The sequence below is a fragment of the Mesorhizobium sp. M1273 genome, from assembly GCF_040318195.1.
Taxonomy (GTDB): domain Bacteria; phylum Pseudomonadota; class Alphaproteobacteria; order Rhizobiales; family Rhizobiaceae; genus Mesorhizobium.
Genome location: NZ_JAMYLV010000001.1, coordinates 417,873 through 438,219 on the forward strand (window position 1 = coordinate 417,873; position 20,347 = coordinate 438,219).

At 63.6% G+C, this 20,347-nt stretch carries 23 protein-coding genes and 1 pseudogene; 10 read left to right on the forward strand and 14 right to left on the reverse strand.

Annotated features, from left to right (window positions below; translation table 11 throughout):
- The first annotated feature begins 38 nt into the window (after nucleotides 1-38).
- Both NKH30_RS01930 and NKH30_RS01935 read left to right on the forward strand, forming a co-directional pair.
- Nucleotides 39-1,040: a serine hydrolase domain-containing protein gene (locus NKH30_RS01930; protein ID WP_352472236.1), complete on the forward strand. Its 1,002-nt coding sequence runs from the start codon at nucleotides 39-41 to the stop codon at nucleotides 1,038-1,040.
- A 5-nt stretch (nucleotides 1,041-1,045) separates the two neighbouring features.
- Nucleotides 1,046-2,176: an anhydro-N-acetylmuramic acid kinase gene (locus tag NKH30_RS01935; RefSeq protein ID WP_352993980.1), complete on the forward strand. Its 1,131-nt coding sequence runs from the start codon at nucleotides 1,046-1,048 to the stop codon at nucleotides 2,174-2,176.
- On the opposite strand, the gene NKH30_RS01940 is transcribed toward NKH30_RS01935, so the two are convergent.
- Together NKH30_RS01940 and NKH30_RS01945 are read right to left on the reverse strand one after the other, a co-directional pair.
- A complete protein-coding gene (locus NKH30_RS01940) occupies nucleotides 2,173-2,604 on the reverse strand; it encodes a GNAT family N-acetyltransferase (RefSeq protein WP_352993983.1) in 432 nt (143 codons plus the stop codon). The two genes, NKH30_RS01935 and NKH30_RS01940, sit on opposite strands and share 4 nt — an antisense overlap.
- A 49-nt stretch (nucleotides 2,605-2,653) precedes the next feature.
- Complete coding sequence (locus NKH30_RS01945) at nucleotides 2,654-3,835, reverse strand: MFS transporter (RefSeq protein ID WP_352993986.1); 1,182 nt, start codon at nucleotides 3,833-3,835, stop codon at nucleotides 2,654-2,656.
- Between the two features lie 48 nt (nucleotides 3,836-3,883).
- Here NKH30_RS01945 and NKH30_RS01950 point away from each other — a divergent pair, with 48 nt between their 5' ends.
- A complete protein-coding gene (locus tag NKH30_RS01950) occupies nucleotides 3,884-4,423 on the forward strand; it encodes an Lrp/AsnC family transcriptional regulator (RefSeq protein ID WP_352452390.1) in 540 nt (179 codons plus the stop codon).
- A gap of 201 nt (nucleotides 4,424-4,624) precedes the next feature.
- Nucleotides 4,625-4,756, forward strand: a pseudogene (locus NKH30_RS01955) (sigma factor-like helix-turn-helix DNA-binding protein); the annotation flags it as partial.
- Nucleotides 4,757-4,882: 126 nt separating this feature from the next.
- On the opposite strand, the gene NKH30_RS01960 reads toward NKH30_RS01955, so the two are convergent.
- The 6 genes from NKH30_RS01960 to NKH30_RS01985 are packed head-to-tail and all read right to left on the reverse strand — an operon-like array spanning nucleotide 4,883 to nucleotide 9,262.
- Nucleotides 4,883-6,142: an ABC transporter substrate-binding protein gene (locus NKH30_RS01960; RefSeq protein WP_352472226.1), complete on the reverse strand. Its 1,260-nt coding sequence runs from the start codon at nucleotides 6,140-6,142 to the stop codon at nucleotides 4,883-4,885.
- A 48-nt stretch (nucleotides 6,143-6,190) separates the two neighbouring features.
- On the reverse strand, nucleotides 6,191-6,619 hold the full coding sequence (locus tag NKH30_RS01965; protein ID WP_352472224.1) for a DUF4440 domain-containing protein: 429 nt from the start codon (nucleotides 6,617-6,619) through the stop codon (nucleotides 6,191-6,193).
- Between the two features lie 8 nt (nucleotides 6,620-6,627).
- A complete protein-coding gene (locus tag NKH30_RS01970; protein ID WP_352502977.1) occupies nucleotides 6,628-7,683 on the reverse strand; it encodes an aldo/keto reductase in 1,056 nt (351 codons plus the stop codon).
- On the reverse strand, nucleotides 7,680-8,039 hold the full coding sequence (locus NKH30_RS01975; protein WP_352472221.1) for a TIGR04076 family protein: 360 nt from the start codon (nucleotides 8,037-8,039) through the stop codon (nucleotides 7,680-7,682). The genes NKH30_RS01970 and NKH30_RS01975 overlap by 4 nt, the downstream gene beginning before the upstream one ends.
- Nucleotides 8,040-8,528, reverse strand: coding sequence for a DUF3830 family protein (locus NKH30_RS01980; protein WP_352993989.1), 489 nt, complete (start codon nucleotides 8,526-8,528; stop codon nucleotides 8,040-8,042).
- Nucleotides 8,525-9,262, reverse strand: a complete 738-nt coding sequence (locus tag NKH30_RS01985; RefSeq protein WP_352993991.1) for a GntR family transcriptional regulator — start codon at nucleotides 9,260-9,262, stop codon at nucleotides 8,525-8,527. The genes NKH30_RS01980 and NKH30_RS01985 overlap by 4 nt, the downstream gene beginning before the upstream one ends.
- A gap of 125 nt (nucleotides 9,263-9,387) precedes the next feature.
- Between NKH30_RS01985 and NKH30_RS01990 the strand changes: the two genes are divergently transcribed.
- The 6 genes from NKH30_RS01990 (at nucleotide 9,388) to NKH30_RS02015 (ending at nucleotide 14,322) form a co-directional block, all read left to right on the forward strand.
- Nucleotides 9,388-10,185: an ABC transporter ATP-binding protein gene (locus NKH30_RS01990; protein WP_352978638.1), complete on the forward strand. Its 798-nt coding sequence runs from the start codon at nucleotides 9,388-9,390 to the stop codon at nucleotides 10,183-10,185.
- The gene (locus NKH30_RS01995; protein WP_352993994.1) at nucleotides 10,182-10,931 is read left to right on the forward strand and encodes an ABC transporter ATP-binding protein; all 750 of its coding nucleotides are present in this window, start codon (nucleotides 10,182-10,184) and stop codon (nucleotides 10,929-10,931) included. The genes NKH30_RS01990 and NKH30_RS01995 overlap by 4 nt, the downstream gene beginning before the upstream one ends.
- The gene (locus NKH30_RS02000; RefSeq protein WP_352993997.1) at nucleotides 10,928-11,836 is read left to right on the forward strand and encodes a branched-chain amino acid ABC transporter permease; all 909 of its coding nucleotides are present in this window, start codon (nucleotides 10,928-10,930) and stop codon (nucleotides 11,834-11,836) included. Before NKH30_RS01995 ends, NKH30_RS02000 begins: the two co-directional genes overlap by 4 nt.
- On the forward strand, nucleotides 11,833-12,810 hold the full coding sequence (locus tag NKH30_RS02005) for a branched-chain amino acid ABC transporter permease (RefSeq protein WP_352994061.1): 978 nt from the start codon (nucleotides 11,833-11,835) through the stop codon (nucleotides 12,808-12,810). The genes NKH30_RS02000 and NKH30_RS02005 overlap by 4 nt, the downstream gene beginning before the upstream one ends.
- Nucleotides 12,807-14,099: an NAD(P)/FAD-dependent oxidoreductase gene (locus tag NKH30_RS02010; protein WP_352994000.1), complete on the forward strand. Its 1,293-nt coding sequence runs from the start codon at nucleotides 12,807-12,809 to the stop codon at nucleotides 14,097-14,099. The genes NKH30_RS02005 and NKH30_RS02010 overlap by 4 nt, the downstream gene beginning before the upstream one ends.
- 76 nt (nucleotides 14,100-14,175) lie before the next feature.
- Nucleotides 14,176-14,322, forward strand: coding sequence for a hypothetical protein (locus NKH30_RS02015; RefSeq protein WP_352452379.1), 147 nt, complete (start codon nucleotides 14,176-14,178; stop codon nucleotides 14,320-14,322).
- Nucleotides 14,323-14,373: 51 nt separating this feature from the next.
- Here the strand turns inward: NKH30_RS02015 and NKH30_RS02020 are convergent, their stop codons facing one another.
- From NKH30_RS02020 to NKH30_RS02045, 6 genes are all read right to left on the reverse strand, one after another.
- Entirely contained in the window at nucleotides 14,374-15,210 is an 837-nt protein-coding gene (locus NKH30_RS02020) for a GNAT family N-acetyltransferase (RefSeq protein ID WP_352994002.1), read from the reverse strand.
- A gap of 5 nt (nucleotides 15,211-15,215) precedes the next feature.
- Nucleotides 15,216-15,956, reverse strand: a complete 741-nt coding sequence (locus NKH30_RS02025) for an aspartate/glutamate racemase family protein (protein WP_352994005.1) — start codon at nucleotides 15,954-15,956, stop codon at nucleotides 15,216-15,218.
- Between the two features lie 2 nt (nucleotides 15,957-15,958).
- Nucleotides 15,959-16,777 carry an ABC transporter permease gene (locus NKH30_RS02030; RefSeq protein WP_352451583.1) on the reverse strand — a complete coding sequence of 273 codons (819 nt, stop codon included), beginning with the start codon at nucleotides 16,775-16,777 and terminating at the stop codon, nucleotides 15,959-15,961.
- A gap of 4 nt (nucleotides 16,778-16,781) precedes the next feature.
- Nucleotides 16,782-17,693, reverse strand: a complete 912-nt coding sequence (locus tag NKH30_RS02035; protein ID WP_352472210.1) for an ABC transporter permease — start codon at nucleotides 17,691-17,693, stop codon at nucleotides 16,782-16,784.
- A gap of 196 nt (nucleotides 17,694-17,889) precedes the next feature.
- Complete coding sequence (locus NKH30_RS02040; RefSeq protein WP_352472208.1) at nucleotides 17,890-19,179, reverse strand: ABC transporter substrate-binding protein; 1,290 nt, start codon at nucleotides 19,177-19,179, stop codon at nucleotides 17,890-17,892.
- Nucleotides 19,180-19,215: 36 nt separating this feature from the next.
- A complete protein-coding gene (locus NKH30_RS02045; protein ID WP_352472207.1) occupies nucleotides 19,216-20,304 on the reverse strand; it encodes an ABC transporter ATP-binding protein in 1,089 nt (362 codons plus the stop codon).
- Between the last annotated feature and the right edge of the window lie 43 nt (nucleotides 20,305-20,347).

Consider the following 20,347-nt stretch of genomic DNA (forward strand, 5'->3'; position numbering starts at 1 on the left):
GGGACAGCCCCATCGCTGCCTTCCAAACGGAGGCGTAGTTGATCGACCATGATTTCTTCTCCCGCGCATTCGCCCCGCTCGAAGCGGCCGTGGCCGCATCGCGCATTCCGGGCGGCGTGCTCGGCATAGTTGACGGGGACGGCGAACGCATCGTCCGGGCAATCGGTTGGGCTCAAACCGTGCCCAAGATACGGCCGATGCATGTCGGGACATGGTTCGACCTGGCCTCGCTGACCAAAATCATCTTCACCACGTCGCGTATCCTGGCACTGGCGGAAGAAGGCGTCATCGACCTCGACGCGCCGCTGATTTCCGTCCTGCCCGACCTTCGCCAATATGACGAAAAAGCCTGGGAACGGAACGTAACGTTTCGCCAGTGTCTCGGCCATCAGACACCGTTTCCCGCCGTCGCGCCGATCTACACCTATGGCCACGATCCGGACCTGCTGCGCGCCTTCATCCTGCAGCGCGAATGGCAGGCTGGCGAGCCGGTCTATTCTGATATCAACTTCATCCTGCTCGGCTTCGTCCTGGAGCGCCTGTCTGGCAAGACCATTCGCGAGATGGATCCCGGTCCGGGCTTCGCGTTCTCCGCCGAACGGGATCAAGCGGCGGCGACCGAAGACTGCACATGGCGTCATCGCGTGCTCTGCGGCGAAGTCCACGACGACAATTGCTCGGCCTTGCAAGGTGCCGGTCACGCCGGCCTGTTCGGAATGGCGGCTTCGGTCCTCGACTTTGCGCAAGGGCTGCTGGACGGGACCGGCGCGTCGCAGCGTTCGATCGCGCTAATGCGCACGCCCTTGTCGGCAACCCGCACCCATGGCTGGGAGCGACCCTACGAAGGCTGGTCCGGCGGCCGGTTATGCAGCCCCGAAACCATCGGGCATACCGGCTTTACCGGTGTCGGGCTGTGGGTCGACTTCGACAAAGGCAGAGCCTGGACCTTGCTCACCAACCGGATCCATCCGACACGTCATTTCAACAGCGGGATCGCAGCGCTTCGCCAAGCGGTCGGCGATCTCGTCAACGGAGCCTGACAACCATGAATCCGAAAAATGGCGAACCCATGTGGGCCGTCGGCCTGATGACCGGCACCGTGCTGGACGGCAATATCGATGTCGCGCTGATCAAGACCGACGGCGAACGGATTGACGACTTCGGCATCTACACGCTTGCCCCCTACCCGCAGTCGATCCGGACCTTGCTGGAAGAGACGCTGCGGCAGGCAAGGAGCTGGAATTTCACAGGGCCGGAACCGGCAATCTTCGATGAGGCAGAGGAAGCGCTGACGCGCGCCCAGTCCGCGGCAGTCAAGGATCTGGTCGAAAGCCACGGGCTGACGATGGCCGATATAGGGGTCGTCGGCTTCCACGGCCAGACCGTGCTGCACCGTGCCCCGCAAGTGGGCCGACTGGGCCAGACCCGCCAGCTTGGCGACGGCGAGCTGATGCATGCCATCCTTGGCACCAGGGTCGCCTATGACTTCCGCTCGGCCGACATGCGCGCCGGCGGCCAGGGCGCGCCGCTGTCGGCCGCCTATCACGCCGCGCTGCTGCGCGAAGCCGACACCACCGGCGACACGGCGGTGCTCAATCTCGGCGGCGTCGCCAACATCACCTGGTGGGATGGCACGGACAATGTTGTTGCCTTCGACACCGGGCCCGCCAACGCACCGCTGAACGATTTCATCAAATCGAAGGGGCTCGGCGAAATGGACCGCGACGGCGCCCTTGCCCGCGCCGGCACGGTCGACGAAGCGCGGCTGGCCAAGCTCCTGCAGCATCCGTATTTGACCAAACCCTACCCGAAATCGCTGGACCGTTTCGATTTCGGCGCCTCAATGGCGGACGGAATGAACGCCGAGGACGGCGCAGCCCTGCTGACGGCCTTCACCGCGGCCGCCGTCGGCAAGGCGCTCGATCTTCTGCCGCGCCGGCCGAAGCGGCTGGTGGTCAGCGGTGGCGGTCGACACAACCCAACGATCATGGCCATGCTTGCCAGCCGCGCTGGCGTCGAAGCGGTTCCGGCCGAGGCGCTTGGCTGGAAGGGCGATGCGGTGGAGGCGGAGTGTTTTGCGTTCCTGGCAGTGCGCGTGCTCAGGGGCTTGCCGATCAGCTTCCCCAGTACGACCGGCGTGCCAGAGCCGATGTGCGGCGGACGCCTTGCCGGCTAGTCAGGCTTCAGCCTCTTCTGCAGGAAGATGCGGCTGCGGCCGACGGGAAAATCGGCAAGCACGCCGAAGGGCTGATAGCCCTGGCGCTCATAGGCCTTGGCCGCCTTGGGATTGAACGTGTCGATCCAGGCGCCGTGACAGCCGCGCGCGATCGCCTCCCCCTCGGCCGCCTCGAGCATCCTGCCGGCCATGCGCTGGCCGCGCAGTTTTTCATCGACCCAGAGCCATTGCACATAGAGCCAGCCCCAGGCTGTATATCCCGAGATGCCGGCGACAATAGCGCCGTGCTCATCGCGCACGAACACGGCCAATGCCTTCCTGCAGGAGGCGCCGACATCACTGTCGTTGAACGCCGCAAGCCGCTCTCCGAGAAAAGCCAGCTCGTGCGGCAAGGGATCGGCGGTTGTCTCAAGCGTTGTACTGTCCATCCACGAAGCATCTATCGAAGGACCGGACCGAGACGCAAGCCTTGCTGCGCTATGGCCTCGGCGAACGCCACGCCGCCGCCGCAGCAGCGATCAGCATGAGCAAGGCTGCAACCACCGCCGATGTGGCAAAACCGAACGTGGAATAAAGCGGTCCGAACGCCGTGGTGCCGACGAACACCGCGAGATAGGTCACCGCGCTGTTCAAGCCCATGATCGTGCCGCGCCGCGCAGGGTCGAGCGCCGACAGGCGCATCACCAGGACGTTCAGCCCGAAATGATTGGCAAGGCCCCAGACGGCTATCACCACTATGGTCAGATGAAAACTACTGCTTGCCGCGGCAATCACTACATAGACGACCGCGACAAGCAGATAGGCAAATGGCATGACACGCCGCGCGCCTAAGCGGTCGATAACGCCGTCAAGAAGTGCCGCCGCGCCAAAGCCGACACCATAGGCGAGCGCGGCCAGCCCGTTGGCACTGACCGGCCGTCCCAAGCCGTTGTGAAGGTGATCGCCCAGATAGCCGTAGATGCCGTAGAACGCGGTCATGAAGGCCGCGCAGGCGACCAGCAGCGGCACTATGCCCGGAACGGCCAACGCACCCAGCGGCGTCGGTGCCGGACCGCTCTTCCTGACATCGCTGAGCGAGGTCAGCGACAGGCTGGCCAAGGCGAGTGCTGAGAGCACCGCGACCGCAGCGAATACCGCGCGCCAATGCACCAGATCGGCAAGCACGGCCGACAGCGAAACCCCGGCGACCATGCTCAGCGTCCAGCCGGTCAGCACGACGCCTATGGTGCCGCTTTCGCGGCCGGGCGGCGCAATCGCGGCGGAGCTGGCATAGATTGCCGGCATGGCGACACCTGCAGCGATGCCGGCGAGAAGCTGGGCCGCGACCAGCGCCGTCACGGTCGGCGCAGCGGCGCTGGCGACGAGCGCTATCGCCAGCAGCAGCAACGCCCCTTGCAGCATGCGGCGGGCGCCAAGCCGATCGATATAGCGCGCCAAGAACAAGGCGCTTGCCGACGTCCCGAGCCCGAACGCGGCCGACGCGATCATAACCGCCGGCACGCTTGTGCCGAAGGACGCGGCCACCGCCGGCGCGATCGGACCGAGCACCAGCGAGTTCGAGCCGATCACGGCAATGCACCCCGTCAGCAGGTAAGCGAGTGCCGGGATTGGCGGCCTGGGCGCCGCTGCGAATGTGGCGACTTGATCAGTGTTCGACATATGGCAATAATGGCCGTATTAAATTCTGCATCAATCGGGAATTTTAATATGGATGAAGAAACAGATGGCATTCCGCAGAACAGGCCCGCCGCCCGCGATATCGATGCAACCGACCGAAAAATATTAGGCGTTCTGGTCGACGACGCCACGATCAGCTATGCCGAGCTCGGCGACCGCGTCGGCCTTTCACCGCCGGCAGCCCATGAACGCGTCAAGCGCCTCCGGCGCAGCGGCGCCATCCGCAACACCGCGGTCATCATCGATCCCAAGGCGGTGCACAAGCCGCTGCTTGCCTTCGTCCATATCGACACCAAGGGGTGGGGAAAGACGCCGGAGCTGATGGCAATCTCCGAACACCCCGAAGTCGAGGAGATCCATTCGGTGGCCGGCGACACATGCATGCTGATCAAGGTCCGCACCGAGGACACGCGGGCGCTCGAGGGCCTGCTGTCGCGCCTCTACGAAACACCCGGCGTCACCTCGACCCGAAGCTATGTGGTCCTGTCGACCTATCTCGAGCGGCCGGTGCAGCCGGGGATAACGACGGAATGGCCGACCCCCCGGCACATGGCCAAGCCGCTTTATTAGCTCAAACGGTACTCACGTATCCAAAGTCGAACCGGAAACGTCTCAGGCACTGCATCCTGTGGTCATCCGTCCGGCCGGTTCGTTTGCGCCGGTTCTTGGATCCGACGGGATGCCTGTTGCGCAACCGGAGACACGCGATGAGAAAATTGATCGTGGGCAGCTTCATTTCGCTGGACGGCGGGCCAGGGCGCGGATCGCGCCATCGAGCGGCTGGTGATCCATCTGCCGCCCAAGGAGCGCGCCTGCGTCCTGCTCAAGGATGTCTTCGACTATTCGCTGGAAGAGATTGCCGATCTCGTCGGCTCGACCGTGGGTGGTGTCAAAGCTGCGTTGAACCGAGGCCGCTCTGGGCTGGTGCGGTGGTCGTTTCCAGGCCGGCCTGACCAGCAACAGGACATGCAAGTGTCCGGCATCAACCTCAATGGAATGGGATCGATGCCGGACAAGACATGGGGCGGCTTACTGAAGCTTCGCCTGCAGGGCGTTGACGTCATCCGTCGTCATTTCGCCATCGGTCGTCACCTTGCCGTCGACGATCTTCCAGAGGCGGAACGGGCCGGTGATGTCGCCGTATTTGTCGAAGGCGACCGGGCCGATGACGCCTTCGTAGCGGATCGGCTTGCCATCCTTGATCAGGCCGAGCGCCTTAGCGAACTCGTCCTTGCCGGCATAGATCGGCGTGCCGGCCGGGTCGACCGCCTTGTACATCGCCTCCTTGATCTTGGCTGGATCCTCGGAGCCCGCAATGGCGATGGCCAGGCCGACGATGGCGCCGGCATCATACGACCGGTCGGCCGCCGGGTTCGACGGTTCGATGCCCGAAAATTCCTTGTAGTTCTTGGTGAAATACTCGGTCGATGCGGTCGGGCTGGTGCCGGAGGAAGTGCCGTACGCATCCTTCAGATAATCCGCGCCAACGGATTCGATGAAGTCCGGGCTGTTCATGCCGTCATTGAGCAGGAATTTCTGGACACCGCCCTGCGAAATCCAAGTGCGGGCGATGGTTGCGCCGTCGACAGGCGTGCTGACGAGATAAAGCCCGTCGGGCTCGCCGGCCATCGCCGCCGTCACTTCCGAGGCATAGCTCGACTGCTTTTCATTGTAGGGCGTGTCGGAGACGATGGTGCCGCCGAGTGCCTTATAGGCGCGCGAAAATTCCGCCACCATGTTGACGCCGAAGTCGTTGTTGACGTGGATGACCGCCAGCTTCTTGAAGCCTTTGTCGATGGCATATTTGGCGGCGGCGACGCCCTGCAGCGCATCAGATGTGATGGTGCGGAAGAAGATGCCGTTGGTCTTGCCGTCGCGCCCGAGCGCCGTCAGCGTCGGCGACGAGGAAGCAGGCGACACCTGGACTATCTTGGCCGGAGCGGTGACCGAGGTCAGGATCGGGATCGACACCGAGGAGATGATGCCGCCGATGATCACTGGCACCTTCTTGACCTGCACGAGCTGCGTCGCGGCGTCGACCGCAATGTTGCCCTGGCTCTGGCTGTCGCGCGTGTCGGTTGCGAGATCGCAGCCGCGGACGCCACCCGCATCGTTGATGTCGCGGAAGGCCATCTCGACCGATTTGGCGCCGGCCTGGCCGTACTCGCCGGCCGGGCCTGTCAGTTCCATGACGAGGCCGACGGTGATCTTGCAATCGGCGGCTTGCGCTGCGCCGGCCGCTGTCAGCAGTGCGAGCGCGGTGGTGATCTGAAGTATGGTCTTTTTCATTGTTGTTCCCCTTTCGTTACACGACTCTCATTGATGTCTTGAGCCTGTTCAGCCTTCCGGCATCTGCAGCCAGGTTTCATGCAGATGTCGCCATTCGACGCCGTTGGGCGCCGATGAACTGGTGGTGAAAACGGCACTTGAGCGGCGGCGGCTATGTTTGCCGGCGCGCTGCTGCGCTTCGATGTAGCTGACGACGATCGTGTCGCCTTGTTGCCAGCCGGCCCGGATTTCCTCGATCGAGATGGTGAAATTGCCGTCACAAGTGGCGCGGCTTGCCCTGACATGGTCGAGCACCGCGTCACGATCGAGGACCTGGCCATCCGGCACAACCATGCGGAAGCCTTCGCCCATGACGCGTTCGAAGCGCCTGAAATCTGAATTGTCCGCACTCGCCGCATTGAACCAGTCGACGAAGAAGCGGTGGAGATCGACCACCTCGGCGCTGGCGCGGGAAAGCAAGGAGGGCTTTTCGTCCATGGCCGCGTTCATTTCCTGCCTGCATTCAAATTGTAATGCATGATCGAGCCGTGGCGGCCGTGACGGTCGCGTTCCAAAGTGTAGACGTCGCCCAGCGGCCCACGGCTTTGCGCGATCACGGCAGCGATCCTCGCCCAGTCGTCGGCATCGAGCGCGACGTCCATGATTCTGGCATTGGCAAGGGCGTGCGCCTGGTTGCGAGCGCCGACGATGACGGCCGCCACTTGCGGCTGCTCCAGCACCCAGGCGCTGGCGATGGTGGCGATATCGACGCCGTGGCGGTCGGCGACGGCCTTCAGTGTGCGAAGCAACTCCTGGAAAAGCTCCCAGCCACCAAAGTCGTCAATGATCAGCTTGTATTTGACCAGCGATCGGTTTTCGAGCGGCGTCTGCGGCTCGGCAGCGCCAAGCCATTTTTCGCTGAGGAAGCCGCCCGCCACCGAACCATAGCAGAGGAAACTGACGCCGTGCCGGCTGGCGAGCGCTGCAAGGCTGTTGGCTGGCCGCTGGTCGAGCACCGAGTATTGCAATTGCTGGCTGACCAGCGGCACACCGGCGGCCAGGATCTCGGCCAACCGCGGCGTGTCGAAGTTCGTGGTGCCGATGTTGCGCACCTTGCCTTCCCCGCGGATTTCGTTGAGCCAGCCCATCGCTTCGACATAGCCGGGCAGCGCATAGTCCCACCAGTGGAACTGCACGAGATCGAGCCGCTCGGTCTTCAGCCGCCGCAGCGACTGCTCGACGATGCTGCTGATGTAGTCGCGGCTGATCGTGGAAAGCCGTTCGAGGTCAGGCACTAGCTTGGTGTGCACCTTCATCTTGGCGGCAGCATCAAGGCCACGCTCATTGGCAAGGCGCAGGCGTGCCGCGCCGATCAGCTCCTCGACACCGGTATAGATATCGGCGCAATCATAGGTCCTGATGCCGGCGTCGAAGGTGGCGATCAGGTCGGTTACCGCCTGTTGGCGGTCGATCGCGCCGTGCCCGCCGGCAAGCTGCCAGCCGCCGCGAATAACGCGCGAGATCGTATAGCCGGGGCTGAGCTCGAAAGCCTTGGCGGTCATCTCCGGTCATTCTCCTTCGGCAGCGGCACCGCCGTCGTTTCGGCATGGCTGAACCGCCGCTTGCCGGTCCTGACGATCCTCAGCCGGCTGGCACAATTGGGATCCGGACAAGCGATCTCGGCGTCCGACGTCATCCAGTCGTTCCTGTGGGTCGGGCGCTGCTTTGCGGCCAGAAGCGGCAACACTGCCGCAATGGAATAGATCGAGAAACCTTGCCCCGCTGGCATCGACAGCATCTCGCCCTTCAACTCGAAATAGTCGCCGGGCTTGGCGCCGCAATAGATCGGCTTGCCCTCGGGGATAACCGCCTCGACGCGAAGGTCGAAGAGCTCAAAACTGTCGTCGGTCTCAGCCATTCAGATCTCCACCCGGGTGAAGGTGATGTCGCAGGCACCGTTGCGGCGGATCACGCCACAAGCGGCTGCGAATTTATCGCGATCCTCAGGCACCACCTGCGCGACGACGCTTCCGGCAAGCCAGCCGATCGGGAACAGCAGGCGTGCACCCGCTCCGTAGAACAGGCCGACGTCAAAGATGGCATTCGGGTTGCCGCCCCACATGCGCGGCGGCACGTAGGACAACACGATGTCGCCCGGCTGCGGCGTCAGCGTTGCGTTCTCCGCCGGCAAGGGCCTGGCATAGGTTTGGCCCTCAAGTTCGGCTGATGGAACCGGGCAGGAGATTTCCGGCCCCGTCCACATAGCATGGATGCCGGCAACGACGCGCGGCTGCTCGAGATACGCCAGCAGGAAGGCGGCGTTGTCGGGCGCCTTTTCAGGCAACAGCAGCGCGGTCACGGAAAGCTTCGAGTGTGGCTCGGTGATGCTGATGCCAGGCGCCGTCATGCCCTCAATCCTTCCTTGCTTGTGGATTGGAGCTTGTCGCGCAGAAAGGCGAAGGGCCGGCTGATGTCGGCCACCAGCGCCTCGCGCGCCCCTTGCGCATCCTGCCTTGAAAGCGCTGCGACGATGCTGCGGTGGTAGTGGGCCGTATCGACCTCGCCGGCGTCGGAGAAGGCGTAGATGGCAACGCGGATGCAAGGCCCGGATTGCAACCACAGGCTCTCGATCATTGGGATCAGCACGGCGGAACCGCAGCAACGGTAGATCTCGAAGTGGAAGCTCTGGTTGAGCGTGGCCTCGCGGTCGATATCCTTCTTGTGCTTCAGCGCCCGCATCTCGTCCCATTCGCCGAGCATGGCCTCGACCGAAGCGATCTGGCGCGGGTTCATGCGCGTGGCGGCCAGCGCGATCGCTTCGCCCTCGATCAGGGAGCGGGCCCGCAAGAGGTCGTCGATGCGCTCCAGCGTGATCGGCGGCACGCGCACCGAACGGTTGGGAAGCGCCTCCAGTGCCTTCTCGGTGATCAGCCGTCCGAGCGCCTCGCGCACCGGCATGGTGCTGGTGACCAGCGCGTCGGCGAGGCCGCGGATGGTCAGAACCTGGCTCGGCTCGAAAAGGCCGCCGATCAAGGCGCGGCGCAGCTCCGAATAGACGCGATCCTGCACGGTCTCGCGGCCGACCGGCGTAAGCTGGGCTGCGATCATCTCATTGTTCTTTTCGATGGCGGCCTTCTGCATGGGCAATCCCGGTCTTGGCCGTTTCGGCTTGCGGAAGAAATTAAAGCCGAATAGCGTGATCAAAGCAAGCGTGATCACAAATCAAATCATAGGCGACGAAGATCGCTTTTCGGCCAGAGGAATTGATGAGCGACACGACGGAACGGCAGGAGGAGATCCGTACGCCGGTCCTCACGGCCAGGAACGTCCTCAGACGCTTCGGCGGCCTGGTCGCGGTCAACAATGTCTCGTTCGACGTCCGGCCGGGCGAAATACTTGGCCTTATCGGCCCGAACGGCGCCGGCAAGACCACGATGTTCGACCTGCTCGCCGGCAGCATTCTGCCGACCAGTGGCGAAATCCTCCTCAACGGCGTATCGGTGTCGGGGGAAGCTGCCCATCGCCGCATTGGCCGCGGCCTTGGCCGCACGTTCCAGATCCCCCGGCCCTTGCCTAACCTGACGCTGATCGAAAACGTCATGCTGGCCGCGCAAGGGCAGGCCGGAGAAAAACTGCTCGCCAATTTCCTGACGCCCCGGCGGGTCGCTGCCGAAGAAAGGGCTGCCGAGACAAGAGCCGTCGAACTGCTCGAGCTCGTCACGATCGCTCACCTCGCGCACGAACCTGCGCGCGTGCTTTCAGGCGGCCAGCGCAAGCTGCTCGAACTGGCCCGCGTGATGATGGCCGACCCGGCGATCATCCTGCTCGACGAGCCGGCGGCCGGGGTCAACGCAACCCTGCTCGAGATCATTATCGACCGCATCCGCGACATCAATGCGCGCGGCATCACCTTCCTGCTGATCGAGCACAATATCGACATGGTGACGCGGCTTTGCCACCGTGTGCTGGTCATGGCGAGCGGGCTGCTGCTGTGCGAAGGCACCCCGGAGGAGGTGGCGCGCGACCCGCGCGTCATCGAGGCCTACCTCGGGGGCGCGGCATGAGACAAAGGGTACTCGATGTCCGCGACCTTGAAGCCGGCTACGAGCCCGGCGTTCCGATCGTGCGCGGCGCTTCGATCACCGTCGACCAGGGCGAGATCGTCGTCGTTCTCGGTCCCAACGGAGCCGGCAAGTCGAGCCTTATCAAGGCGATCGCCGGCCTTGTCCCGATCACCGGCGGCACGGTGCTGCTGGACGGCAAGGATATCACGGCGTCGCCCGCTCACATCATGGTCCGCCTTGGCCTTGCCTTCGTGCCACAGACAGAGAACATCTTCCCGCTGATGTCGGTCGAGGACAATCTCAGGGTCGCCTGCGGCATCCTGAGGCCGCGCGAGGTCCCAGCCCGCATCGAGGAAATGTATGCGGCCTTTCCCGATCTCGCCCGTCAGCGCAGAACGGCCGCGGGCAATCTGTCGGGTGGACAGCGGCAGATGCTGGCCGTCGCCCGGGCGTTGATCGTCCATCCCAAGGTGCTGGTGCTCGACGAGCCGTCGGCCGGCCTGTCGCCGAAATTCGTGGCGATGGTGTTCGAGATGCTGGCCGGCATCCGAAAGTCCGGCGTCACCATTCTGCTGGTCGAACAGAACGCCAAGGCAGCGCTTGCCATTGGAGACCGCGCCTATGTGCTGGTCGAGGGCAAGGAGCGGCACCAGGGCGTCGCCTCCGAGCTCTGGAACGACCCGGTCGTCGCTGAACTCTATCTTGGCCAGCGCCGCCTCGACCTTGGACAAGGAAGCGCGGCATGAACCTGCAATTCGTCGTCGACGGACTGCTGGCAGGGTCGATGATCGGCCTCGGCGCCATCGGCGTGACACTCACCTATTCGATCCTGCGCTTCTCGAACTTCGCCCATGGCGACTTCATGGCCTGGGGCGCCTATGCGACGCTCGCCGTGGTTGGCGCCATTGGCGCGATTTTCGGCAAGATCGCGCCGATCGCGCCCCTCTCCTTCGGTTGGCCGCTGATCGTCGCGCTCATCATCGGCATGGCGGCCACCGGCCTGCTGGCGCTGGTGCTCGACATGGTGCTGTTCGCGCGGCTGCGGGCCAAGGGCCAGGCGATCATCGTGGTGATGGCCAGCTTCGGCGCCTCGATGGCGCTGAGAAGCCTGCTCGAATTCATCTTCACCTCGCGTCCGACCTATTTCAGCCGGGCGATCCAGATCGCCATGCCGATAGGTTTCGGCATCCGCATCACCCCGGACCAGATCGCGCTGCTGCTGCTGACCGCCGTGCTGGTGCTCGGCGTGCATCTCCTGATGACGCGGACCCAGACCGGCCGCTCGATGCAGGCATTGAGCCAGAACGCGGCACTTGCCCGCATCGTCGGCATCGACGTCGCCGGGGTGGTGCGCGTCACCTGGATCATCGGCGGCGCGCTGGCCTGCGTCGCCGGCGTCATGATCGGCATTCTCATCCAGATCCGCCCGTTCATGGGTTTCGAGATGCTGCTGCCGATGTTCGCGGCCGCCATCCTCGGCGGCATCGGCAGCGTGCCCGGCGCCGTTCTCGGCGGCCTGATCATCGGCATGGCCGAAGCGGCTGCCGTGCAATTGATCGGCGCCGAATGGCGGGCAGCCGCCTCGTTCATCATCCTGATGGCGGTGCTGTTCGTGCGGCCCATCGGCCTTTTCGGAGTGAGGGAACGCTGATGGATCTGCTCGGCTACGGCGCCTTCTTCCTGACCACCGCGCTGATCTTTTCGCTCATCACGCTCGGGCTCAATCTGCAATGGGGGCTGACCGGGCTTTTCAATGTCGGGGTCGCCGGCTTCGTTGCCATCGGCGCCTACACCTCGGCGCTGCTGACCACGCCCGACGATGCCGCGCGCCTGGGCGGCTTCGACCTGCCGATCCTTATCGGCTGGCTTGGCGCCATGCTGTTGGGCGGCGTCGCCGCCGCCATCACCGGCATTGCCACGCTACGTTTGAGATCGGACTATCTGGCGATCACTACTTTCGGCGTCGCCGTCGTCGTGCAACTGGTAGCGCTCAATGCCCAGAAGCTGACCGGCGGGCCGTTCGGCATCGGCTTCATTCCGCGTCCGTTCGGCGGTCTTGCCGAAACGCCGTTGCTGTTCAACCTTTCGAACCTTGCGATCGTCTCGGTGGTGACGCTGATCGTCTATCTCGCGCTGGAGCATCTGTCGCGCAGCCCGTGGGGGCGCGTGTTGAAGGCGCTTCGCGAGGATGAGCGGGCCGCGATATCTCTAGGCAAAAGCGCACGGTTCTACCGCGTCCAGGCCTTTGCCGTCGGTGGCGCCATCATGGCGCTTGCCGGTGCGCTGCAGGCGCATTTCACCGGCTTCATCGCCCCGGACAATTATTTGCCGGCGCTGACTTTCCAGGTCTGGGTGATGCTGATCGTCGGTGGCTCGGGCAGCAACATCGGCGCCGTCATCGGCAGCATCCTGGTCTGGGCGATATGGGCCGGATCGGGAGCCTTGACCAGTATATTGTTCTCGCCCGAACAGCAGGCCCGCGCCGCTTCGCTGCAGATCGTCGCCATCGGCGTGATGCTGTGCGTCATCCTTCTGGTCAGGCCGAACGGCCTGTTTGGCGACAGGCCGCGGCGTCCAAGGTTCGGCAAGCGTGCACGCGTGGCCCCGAGCGAGAGCGGCTCATGAACGCTGTGACCCGGCCGCACGGCGTTTCCCTTTGGCATGCCGTCAGCCGCAGTCGCCGCGACCGGCCCACCCTCGAAGGCGCACTCGATGTCGATCTGGCAATTGTCGGCGGCGGGTTTTCAGGCCTTTCCACCGCGCTGCACAGTGCCGAGAAAGGCATCTCGGTTGCCGTCCTCGAGGCGGAAATCATCGCCTGGGGGGCAACCGGCAGGAATGCCGGCTTCGTCGTGCCGAATTTCGCGAAAAGAGACCCCGACGATATCATTGCCCAGCTCGGGCCCGAACGCGGCGAACGCCTTGTCGATTTGGCCGCCGGCAGCGCCGACCTCGTCTTCGACCTGATCAGGCGGCATGCCATCGAATGCGATTCCGTCCAGAGCGGCTGGATACAACCAGCCCATTCACCGGCCGCTTTGCAAAAGACCAGATCGCGCGCCGAACAATGGGCACCACGCGGAAGGCCGGCTGTTGCGCTGGATAGACAGGCGGTCGAAGAGCTGACCGGCGTTCGCGGTTATCTCGGCGGCTGGATCGACAGATCGGGTGGCGTCCTCAATCCGGTCGAATATGCGCGCGGATTGGCCGACGCGGCGGAAAAGGCCGGAGCGCGCATCTTCGAGCATACGCGTGTCGCGTCGATCGATCACATAGGCGATGGTTGGGCTTTGAAGACGGCCTCCGGTTCGGTACGCGCAGGAAAGGTGCTGGTCGCCACCAACGCCTATGGCGGAGCGCTGGATCGCGCGTTGCAGCGAACCTATTTCCCGCTGAAAATCTTCCAGATCGCGACAGCGCCGCTGCCGCGCGAAATACGCACTCGCCTGCTTCCTGGCGGGCAAGGCGTCGGCGACACAAGACGCAATCTCTTCACCTTCCGCTTCGACGGCGAAAACAGGCTGATCACCGGCGGCATGCATGTTTTTGGCCCCGGTGCCGACACGCGCGTGCCGCGGGCGATCTGGCGGCGGCTTGCCGGGCATCTCGATCTCCCGGACATCTCGCCGCTTGAATACAGCTGGTCGGGGATGGCTGCCGTCGAGCCCGACTTCCTGCCGCACCTCGTCGATCTCGGCCCCGGGCTGATCGCCGGCTTGGCGTGCAACGGACGCGGCATCGCCATGACCACTGCGATGGGCAAGGTGCTTGCGGATTGGGCTGAGGGAACAAAGCCTCAGGATTTGCCGCTGCCGTTTGCGCCGCCGTCGCCGATCCCGTTCCATAGCCTGATGCGGCATGCACCAAACATGGTGCTCCCCTGGAGCATGCTGCGCGACCGGCTGGATGGCTGATCGACGTGCGTCTCCGGCCGCCGTCCTGATACCCGAACTGCTAGACTCGCCCACACCATGTTGTTAACGACAGCGTATGAAGCAGAACTATCTTTATCTCATCATCGGCGCTTTGGCCGTCGCCGTTATTGCGTTGGGGATTTACGTTTATCGCGAGGAGACTAGGCCGAAAGGCGTGGAACTTCGCATCGACGATTCCGGCATTTCAGTTCAGGAAAAATAGACCGCGTGGTCCTGTTGCCCGACTTTGCACTGGAAGTCGGCTTGTACCGCCTCACCCCAACTCCAACGTCGTTATCGCAAAAACTCCGGACTGCATGAGCTGCGGCGCCTTTCCCTTGTACATCCGAGCCGTCTCGAAGCCCGGTTGAAGGCCTGCGGACGACAGCAAGTCTGCAAATTGCCGGCTGGTTTCGGGAACGTCGAGATGGACGTTTCCGGGACCGGACATGTGCGCGAGCGCGGCGAAGAGATGGCTTGCCGCGTCCAGGCTGTCGGCAAAGAGCGGGCCGATCTTGCAGCCGTCCCGGCATTGGCGCGCGACGCCGTATCCCGCAATGGCGCCGTGCTTGAGGATCGCAAGCGCCATGTGCGGCGGGCGCAGCCAGTGTTCCAGGAAGGATCGCCTCGGACCGGGAAAGAAGCGGCGGTCATAGTCCAGTATGTCCGGCACGAGTTCCGGCCCTATGGCGCGAATGTCGTTGCCGACGGCTGCCGGCACATTCGGTGCCCCCATGAACCGGATCGTCCGGTAGGCCGGTGCAAAACCCATGCTGCGGTAGTTGGCCTGCTGTTCGACGACACCGTCGAGGCCGATCGTGCGCTTGCCGAGCCGCGCCGTGCCGGCATCCCAGACCGCCTTGCCATGGCCTTGGCCACGCTTGTCCGGCCGGCAGATGTAGAGGCCGATGAAGCCGAAACCGTCGCCATAGGCAACGGCCGAAATGCCGGCCGCCATCTCGCCATCGATAAAGGCGCCGATGAAGCCCTGCGGGTCGGCTGCCTGAAACAGCGCGGCATCGTTAAGGCCGGGATTCCAGCCTTCCGCCGCCGCCCAATCGACTAGGGTTTGCACTTCCTCACGTGCGAGCGTTCGGATCGTTCGGGGCATTGCGATCACTCGGCGGCGCCAGGCGCGAAGGATTTCAACGCGCCATGATAAGACTTTGCCAACGGGCTTGCATAGGCGCCGCGCTTGGATGTCGTCAGGCCAAGGGCGATCAATGCCTCGGCCTGTTTCACGGCAGCGCCCACGCCGTCCATGACCGGAAGCCCGAATTCCCGCTGCAGCGCCGCCGCCAGATCGGCCATGCCGGCGCAGCCGAGCACGATCGCCTCGGCGCGATCCTCGTCGATGGCGCGCGCAATCTCGTTGCGCAGCCTGAGCAGTGCGTCGGACGCCGGATCTTCGAGGGCAAGAACCGGGATATCGGCGGCGCGCACACGTGCCCGCCCTGCCATGCCATAGCGCTGCACCAACCCTTCGACCGGCACGCGCGAACGTCCGGTGGTGGTGACGACGGTGAAGCGCTGGGCGATGAACGAGGCCGTGCTGAGCGATGCCTCGCAAATGCCGATGACCGGAATGTTGGCCATGGCGCGCGCGGCATCTAGGCCGGTGTCGTCGAAACAGGCAATGATCGCGGCTTGCGCGCCGGAGCGTTCGCCGGCGGCGATCTCGACCAGCAGGCCGGGCACGGCAAGTGCTTCATCGTAATAGCCTTCGATCGATACAGGTCCCATCGACGAGGTGACGGCAACGATCTTCGTCGATTGAGCAGCGACCGATCGGGCCGCCGCCGCGATAGTGTCGGTCATGCTGGCGGTGGTGTTTGGATTGACGACGAGGATCTGCACTGTCAGGCACGCTCGCGGCGGCGGCCGACATAGACGATTGCGCCGAGCGTCAGCAGGATCACCAGGAAGGAAAACACGGTCGTCACGGTGCCCAGCGCATAGAGCACCGGCGTCGTGACATTCGTCGTCATGCCGTAGATTTCGAGCGGCAACGTGTTGAACGTGCCCGAGGTCATCAGCGTGCGGGCGAACTCGTCATATGACAGAGTGAAGCCGAACAGGCCGACGCCGATCAGGCTGGGCGCGATCATCGGCAGCACGACATGGGCAAAGGTCTGCCACGACGATGCTCCGAGATCGCGCGCGGCTTCCTCATAGGCTGGCGAGAACCGGTTGAAGACAGCAAACATAATCAGCACGCCGAAAGGCAAGGTCCAGGTCAGATGGGCGCCGAAAGCGGAGGTGTACCAGGCGGGGCGGAAGCCGATCTGCTGGAAGACGACGCCGATGCCGAGACTGATGATGATCGACGGCACGACCAGGCTGGCGACGGCCAGATAGAACAGTGCGGTTGCGCCGCGAAATTTCTGCCGGAAGGCCAGGCCGGCGAGCAGCGACACGGCGACAGTGACGACCATCACCATCAGGCCAAGGACGAGCGAGCGTTTGAAGCTGCCGCCGAAGTCGCCAACCGCCTGGCGCTCGAACAAATTGGCGAACCAGTGCAGCGACACGCCGTTCAGCGGAAATGTCAGACCGCCGTTCTCGCCCTGGAAAGAGAGGATCAGGATCGCCGAAAGCGGGCCGTAGAGGAACAACACGAAAAGACCGAAGAACGCCGCCAACACATAGAATTCGAGGGTGCGCTTGTCCTGGCTCATCGCCTCACAGCTCCTTGCGGATGTCGACGATGCGCAGGATGCCCGCGACCATCAGCAGCACCAGCACCAAGAGCACGACGGCGTTGGCGGCAGCTGCCGGATATTGCAGCAGCGACATCTGGTTCTTCATCATCAGCGCGACGGAGGCGCTCTGCCCGCCGGACATCACCTGCACCGTCGAGAAGTCGGCCATCACCAGGGTGACGACGAAAATGGTGCCGATCGCCATGCCGGGCTTGGCGAGCGGAATGACGACGTTCCACAGAACCTGCCAGCCGGAAGCGCCGGCGTCGCGCGCGGCTTCTATCAACGACTTGTCGATGCGCATCAGCGTGTTGAAGATCGGCGTCACCATGAACAGCGTATAGAGATGCACCATGGCCAGCACCACGGCGAATTCGGAATAGAGCAGCCATTCGATCGGCTTCGGGATCAGCCCCATTTGCACCAGCGTCGAGTTGACCAGGCCATTGCGGCCAAGCACCGGAATCCACGAGATCATGCGGATGATGTTAGAGGTCAGGAACGGCACCGTGCAGACAAGGAACAGCACCATCTGCATGGCCGTGGTCCTGATATGGAAGGCAAGGAAATAGGCGACCCAGAAACCGATGAACAGCGTCAGCGCCCAGACGATGGCGGCGTATTTCAGCGTATTCAGGTAGGTTTTCCAGGTGACCCAGGAGCCGAGCGTGTCGGAATAATTGGTGGTCAGGAAATCCGGATACATCGCCGCGAAATCGTAATCCCAGAATGAGACCACGGCGATCATCAGAATTGGCAGCAGGAGGAACGCGCCGAGGATCAGCGCCAGCGGTGCCGCCTGGAGATAGGGTGCGACTCCGGCAAAGGAGCGCCTACGTCTGGCAGGCCTTGCAGACGTAACGTGCGTGGATTGTTCGAGCGCTACTGCCATCTATATCTCGGTCGAAGTCGGCGATGCGACTGAGGGTGTGCCCTTCTCCCCCTGTGGGAGAAGGTGGCCGAGCGAAGCTCGATCGGATGAGGGGTGTTCCAGCTTGGCACCAACAGTGCTCCGTCCAGCACCCCTCAACCGTCTTGGCGCTGCGCGCCAATCTGCCTTCTCCCACAAGGGGAGAAGGCAGAGGGCATCAAGCAGCGATGAACTCGTTCCAGCGCTTCACCATGTAGCGGTCCTCGTCCATGACCGAGTTCCAGCAGGCGACCTTGCCCATGCGCTCTTCGAACGAGCCGCCGTCACGCACGGCGCCAGCCTTTTCCATGACCTTGCCGTCCGGCGACAGGATATCGCCCTTTGCCGGCTTGCCTTCGATCCAGTAGCCCCACTCGTCCTCGGACATGAACTTCTTGGCCGACACCATGTTGGCCGAGTAATAGCCCTGACGGTTGAGATAGCCGCCAACCCAGCCGGACGTGTACCAGTTGATGTATTCATAGGCGGCATCGAGTTCGGCGCCGGAGAGATGGGCTGCCAGGCCAAGCCCGCCACCCCAGGACCGGTAGCCTTCCTTGAGCGGCTGGAACCGGCACGCGATGCCCTTGGAGCGGACCGCGGCCACGGCCGGCGACCACATCGACTGGATTACGACTTCGCCTGAAGCCATCAGGTTGACGCTCTCGTCGAAGGATTTCCAGAAGGCGCGGAACTGGCCGGCTTGCTTGGCCTTGATCAGGAAGTCGATCGTCTTGTCGATCTCCTCCTTGGTCATGTTGCCCTTGTCGGCGTATTTGATGTTGCCCGTTGCCTCCATGATCATCGCCGCATCCATGATGCCGATCGACGGGATGTTGAGGATGGCGGTCTTGCCCTTGAAGGCCGGATCCATGATGTCGGCCCAGGTGGTGATATCGCGGCCGACGAGGTCGGGGCGGATGCCGAGCGTATCGGCATTGTAGATCGTCGGCACCATGGTGAACCAGTTGGTCGGCGCCTTGGCGAAGACCTTGCTGTCCTGCGCCTCGACGTAACCGACGGTATGCGGCGCGGTGCCCTGGGCAATGACGCTGTCCGGCGTCAGCTTGCCGGTTTTGAACAGCGGCACCAGCTCGTCGTAATATTTCAGCTTGCTGACATCCATCGGCTGCAGGACGCCTGTCGGGAACACCTTCTTGCAGATCCAGTATTCGATGTCGGCGATGTCGTAGCTGTCGGGCTGCGTCACAGCGCGCTGCGCGGCGGCGTCGGAATCGGTTGCTGTCATCTCCAGCGTGATGCCGAGGTCGGCCTTGCACTTGTCGGCGATGGCATTGAGGTTGGATACGCCGGTGCCGAACTGGCGCAGCGTGATGTTCGATTGCGCCCAGATGGTCGGAAAGCCTGATATGGCGCCGGAACCGGCGGCGAAACCGACGGCGGCGGCACCTGTCTTGAGCAGCGAACGTCGCGATATTCCAGTCTTCTTGTCGGTGGTGTTGGTCATGTTCAGTTCCCCTGTTTTGGTTGGTTATGCTGGATTTCAGGAATCGAGACGGCCAAGGACGATCGCGTCCTCGGCGTCCCAGGCGATCGGCACTGCGTCGCCGACGGCAACCGGCCTGGCGAAGAAGCTGGTGTCGTCGACGATCACCGTGAAATCCTCGATGCCGGCGCCATTGACTGAGAGCTTCACGGTCGAACCGCGGTACTCGACGTTTGCAATAATGCCGGTGAAGCCGAGCCCGGCTGCCGGCGGCTCGCCGATGCGCACGTGGTCGGTGCGAATGGCGATGTCGATGGGTTCCCCGGTCTCCCTGCCCTGCCCGCTGGCGGCGAGCGTGACGCCGCCGGGCACATCGAAAACGACCATGCCGTCGCGACTGCCGGCGACGCGCCCGGAGATGACATTGTGGTCGCCCATGAAACGAGCGACGAAGGCCGTGGCCGGCCGCTCGAACACCGTGCGAGGGTGCGCCGCCTGCTCGATACGGCCGTCGTTCATCACCACGATCAGGTCGGCCAGCGCCATCGCCTCTTCCTGGCTGTGGGTGACGTGGACGAAAGTGATGCCGAGCGACGTCTGCAGCTTCTTCAGTTCGGCTCGCATGCGGATCTTCAGGAAAGGATCGAGCGCCGAAAGCGGTTCGTCGAGCAACAGCGCCTCGGGATCGGTGATCAAGGCGCGCGCAAGGGCAACGCGCTGCTGCTGCCCGCCGGAAAGCTGCGCCGGGCGGCGGCTGGCATAGGCCTCCATCTGCATCAGCTTCAGCATGTCGAGCGCCTTGGCGCGGCGCTCCTCCTTGCCGACGCCTTTCATCTTCAGGCTGAAGGCGACGTTGTCGATCAGGTCGAGATGCGGAAACAGTGCGTAGGACTGGAACATCATGGCAGTGCCGCGCCTGGCCGGCGGCAGGTCGGTGACCACTGTGTTGCCGAGACGCACGTCGCCACTCGATATGCTCTCGTGCCCGGCGATCATGCGCAGCGTCGAGGTCTTGCCACAGCCGGACGGACCGAGCAGGCAGCAATAGGTTCCGGCAGGGATTTTCAGGCTGATGCCTTCGACGGCAGTCGTCGCGCCATAGACTTTCGAAACGGACACAATGTCGATTTCGGCGGCTTTGGACATCCAGCTTCCCCTTTGGTCGGATTAGCCAAAGCATCATGCGTGC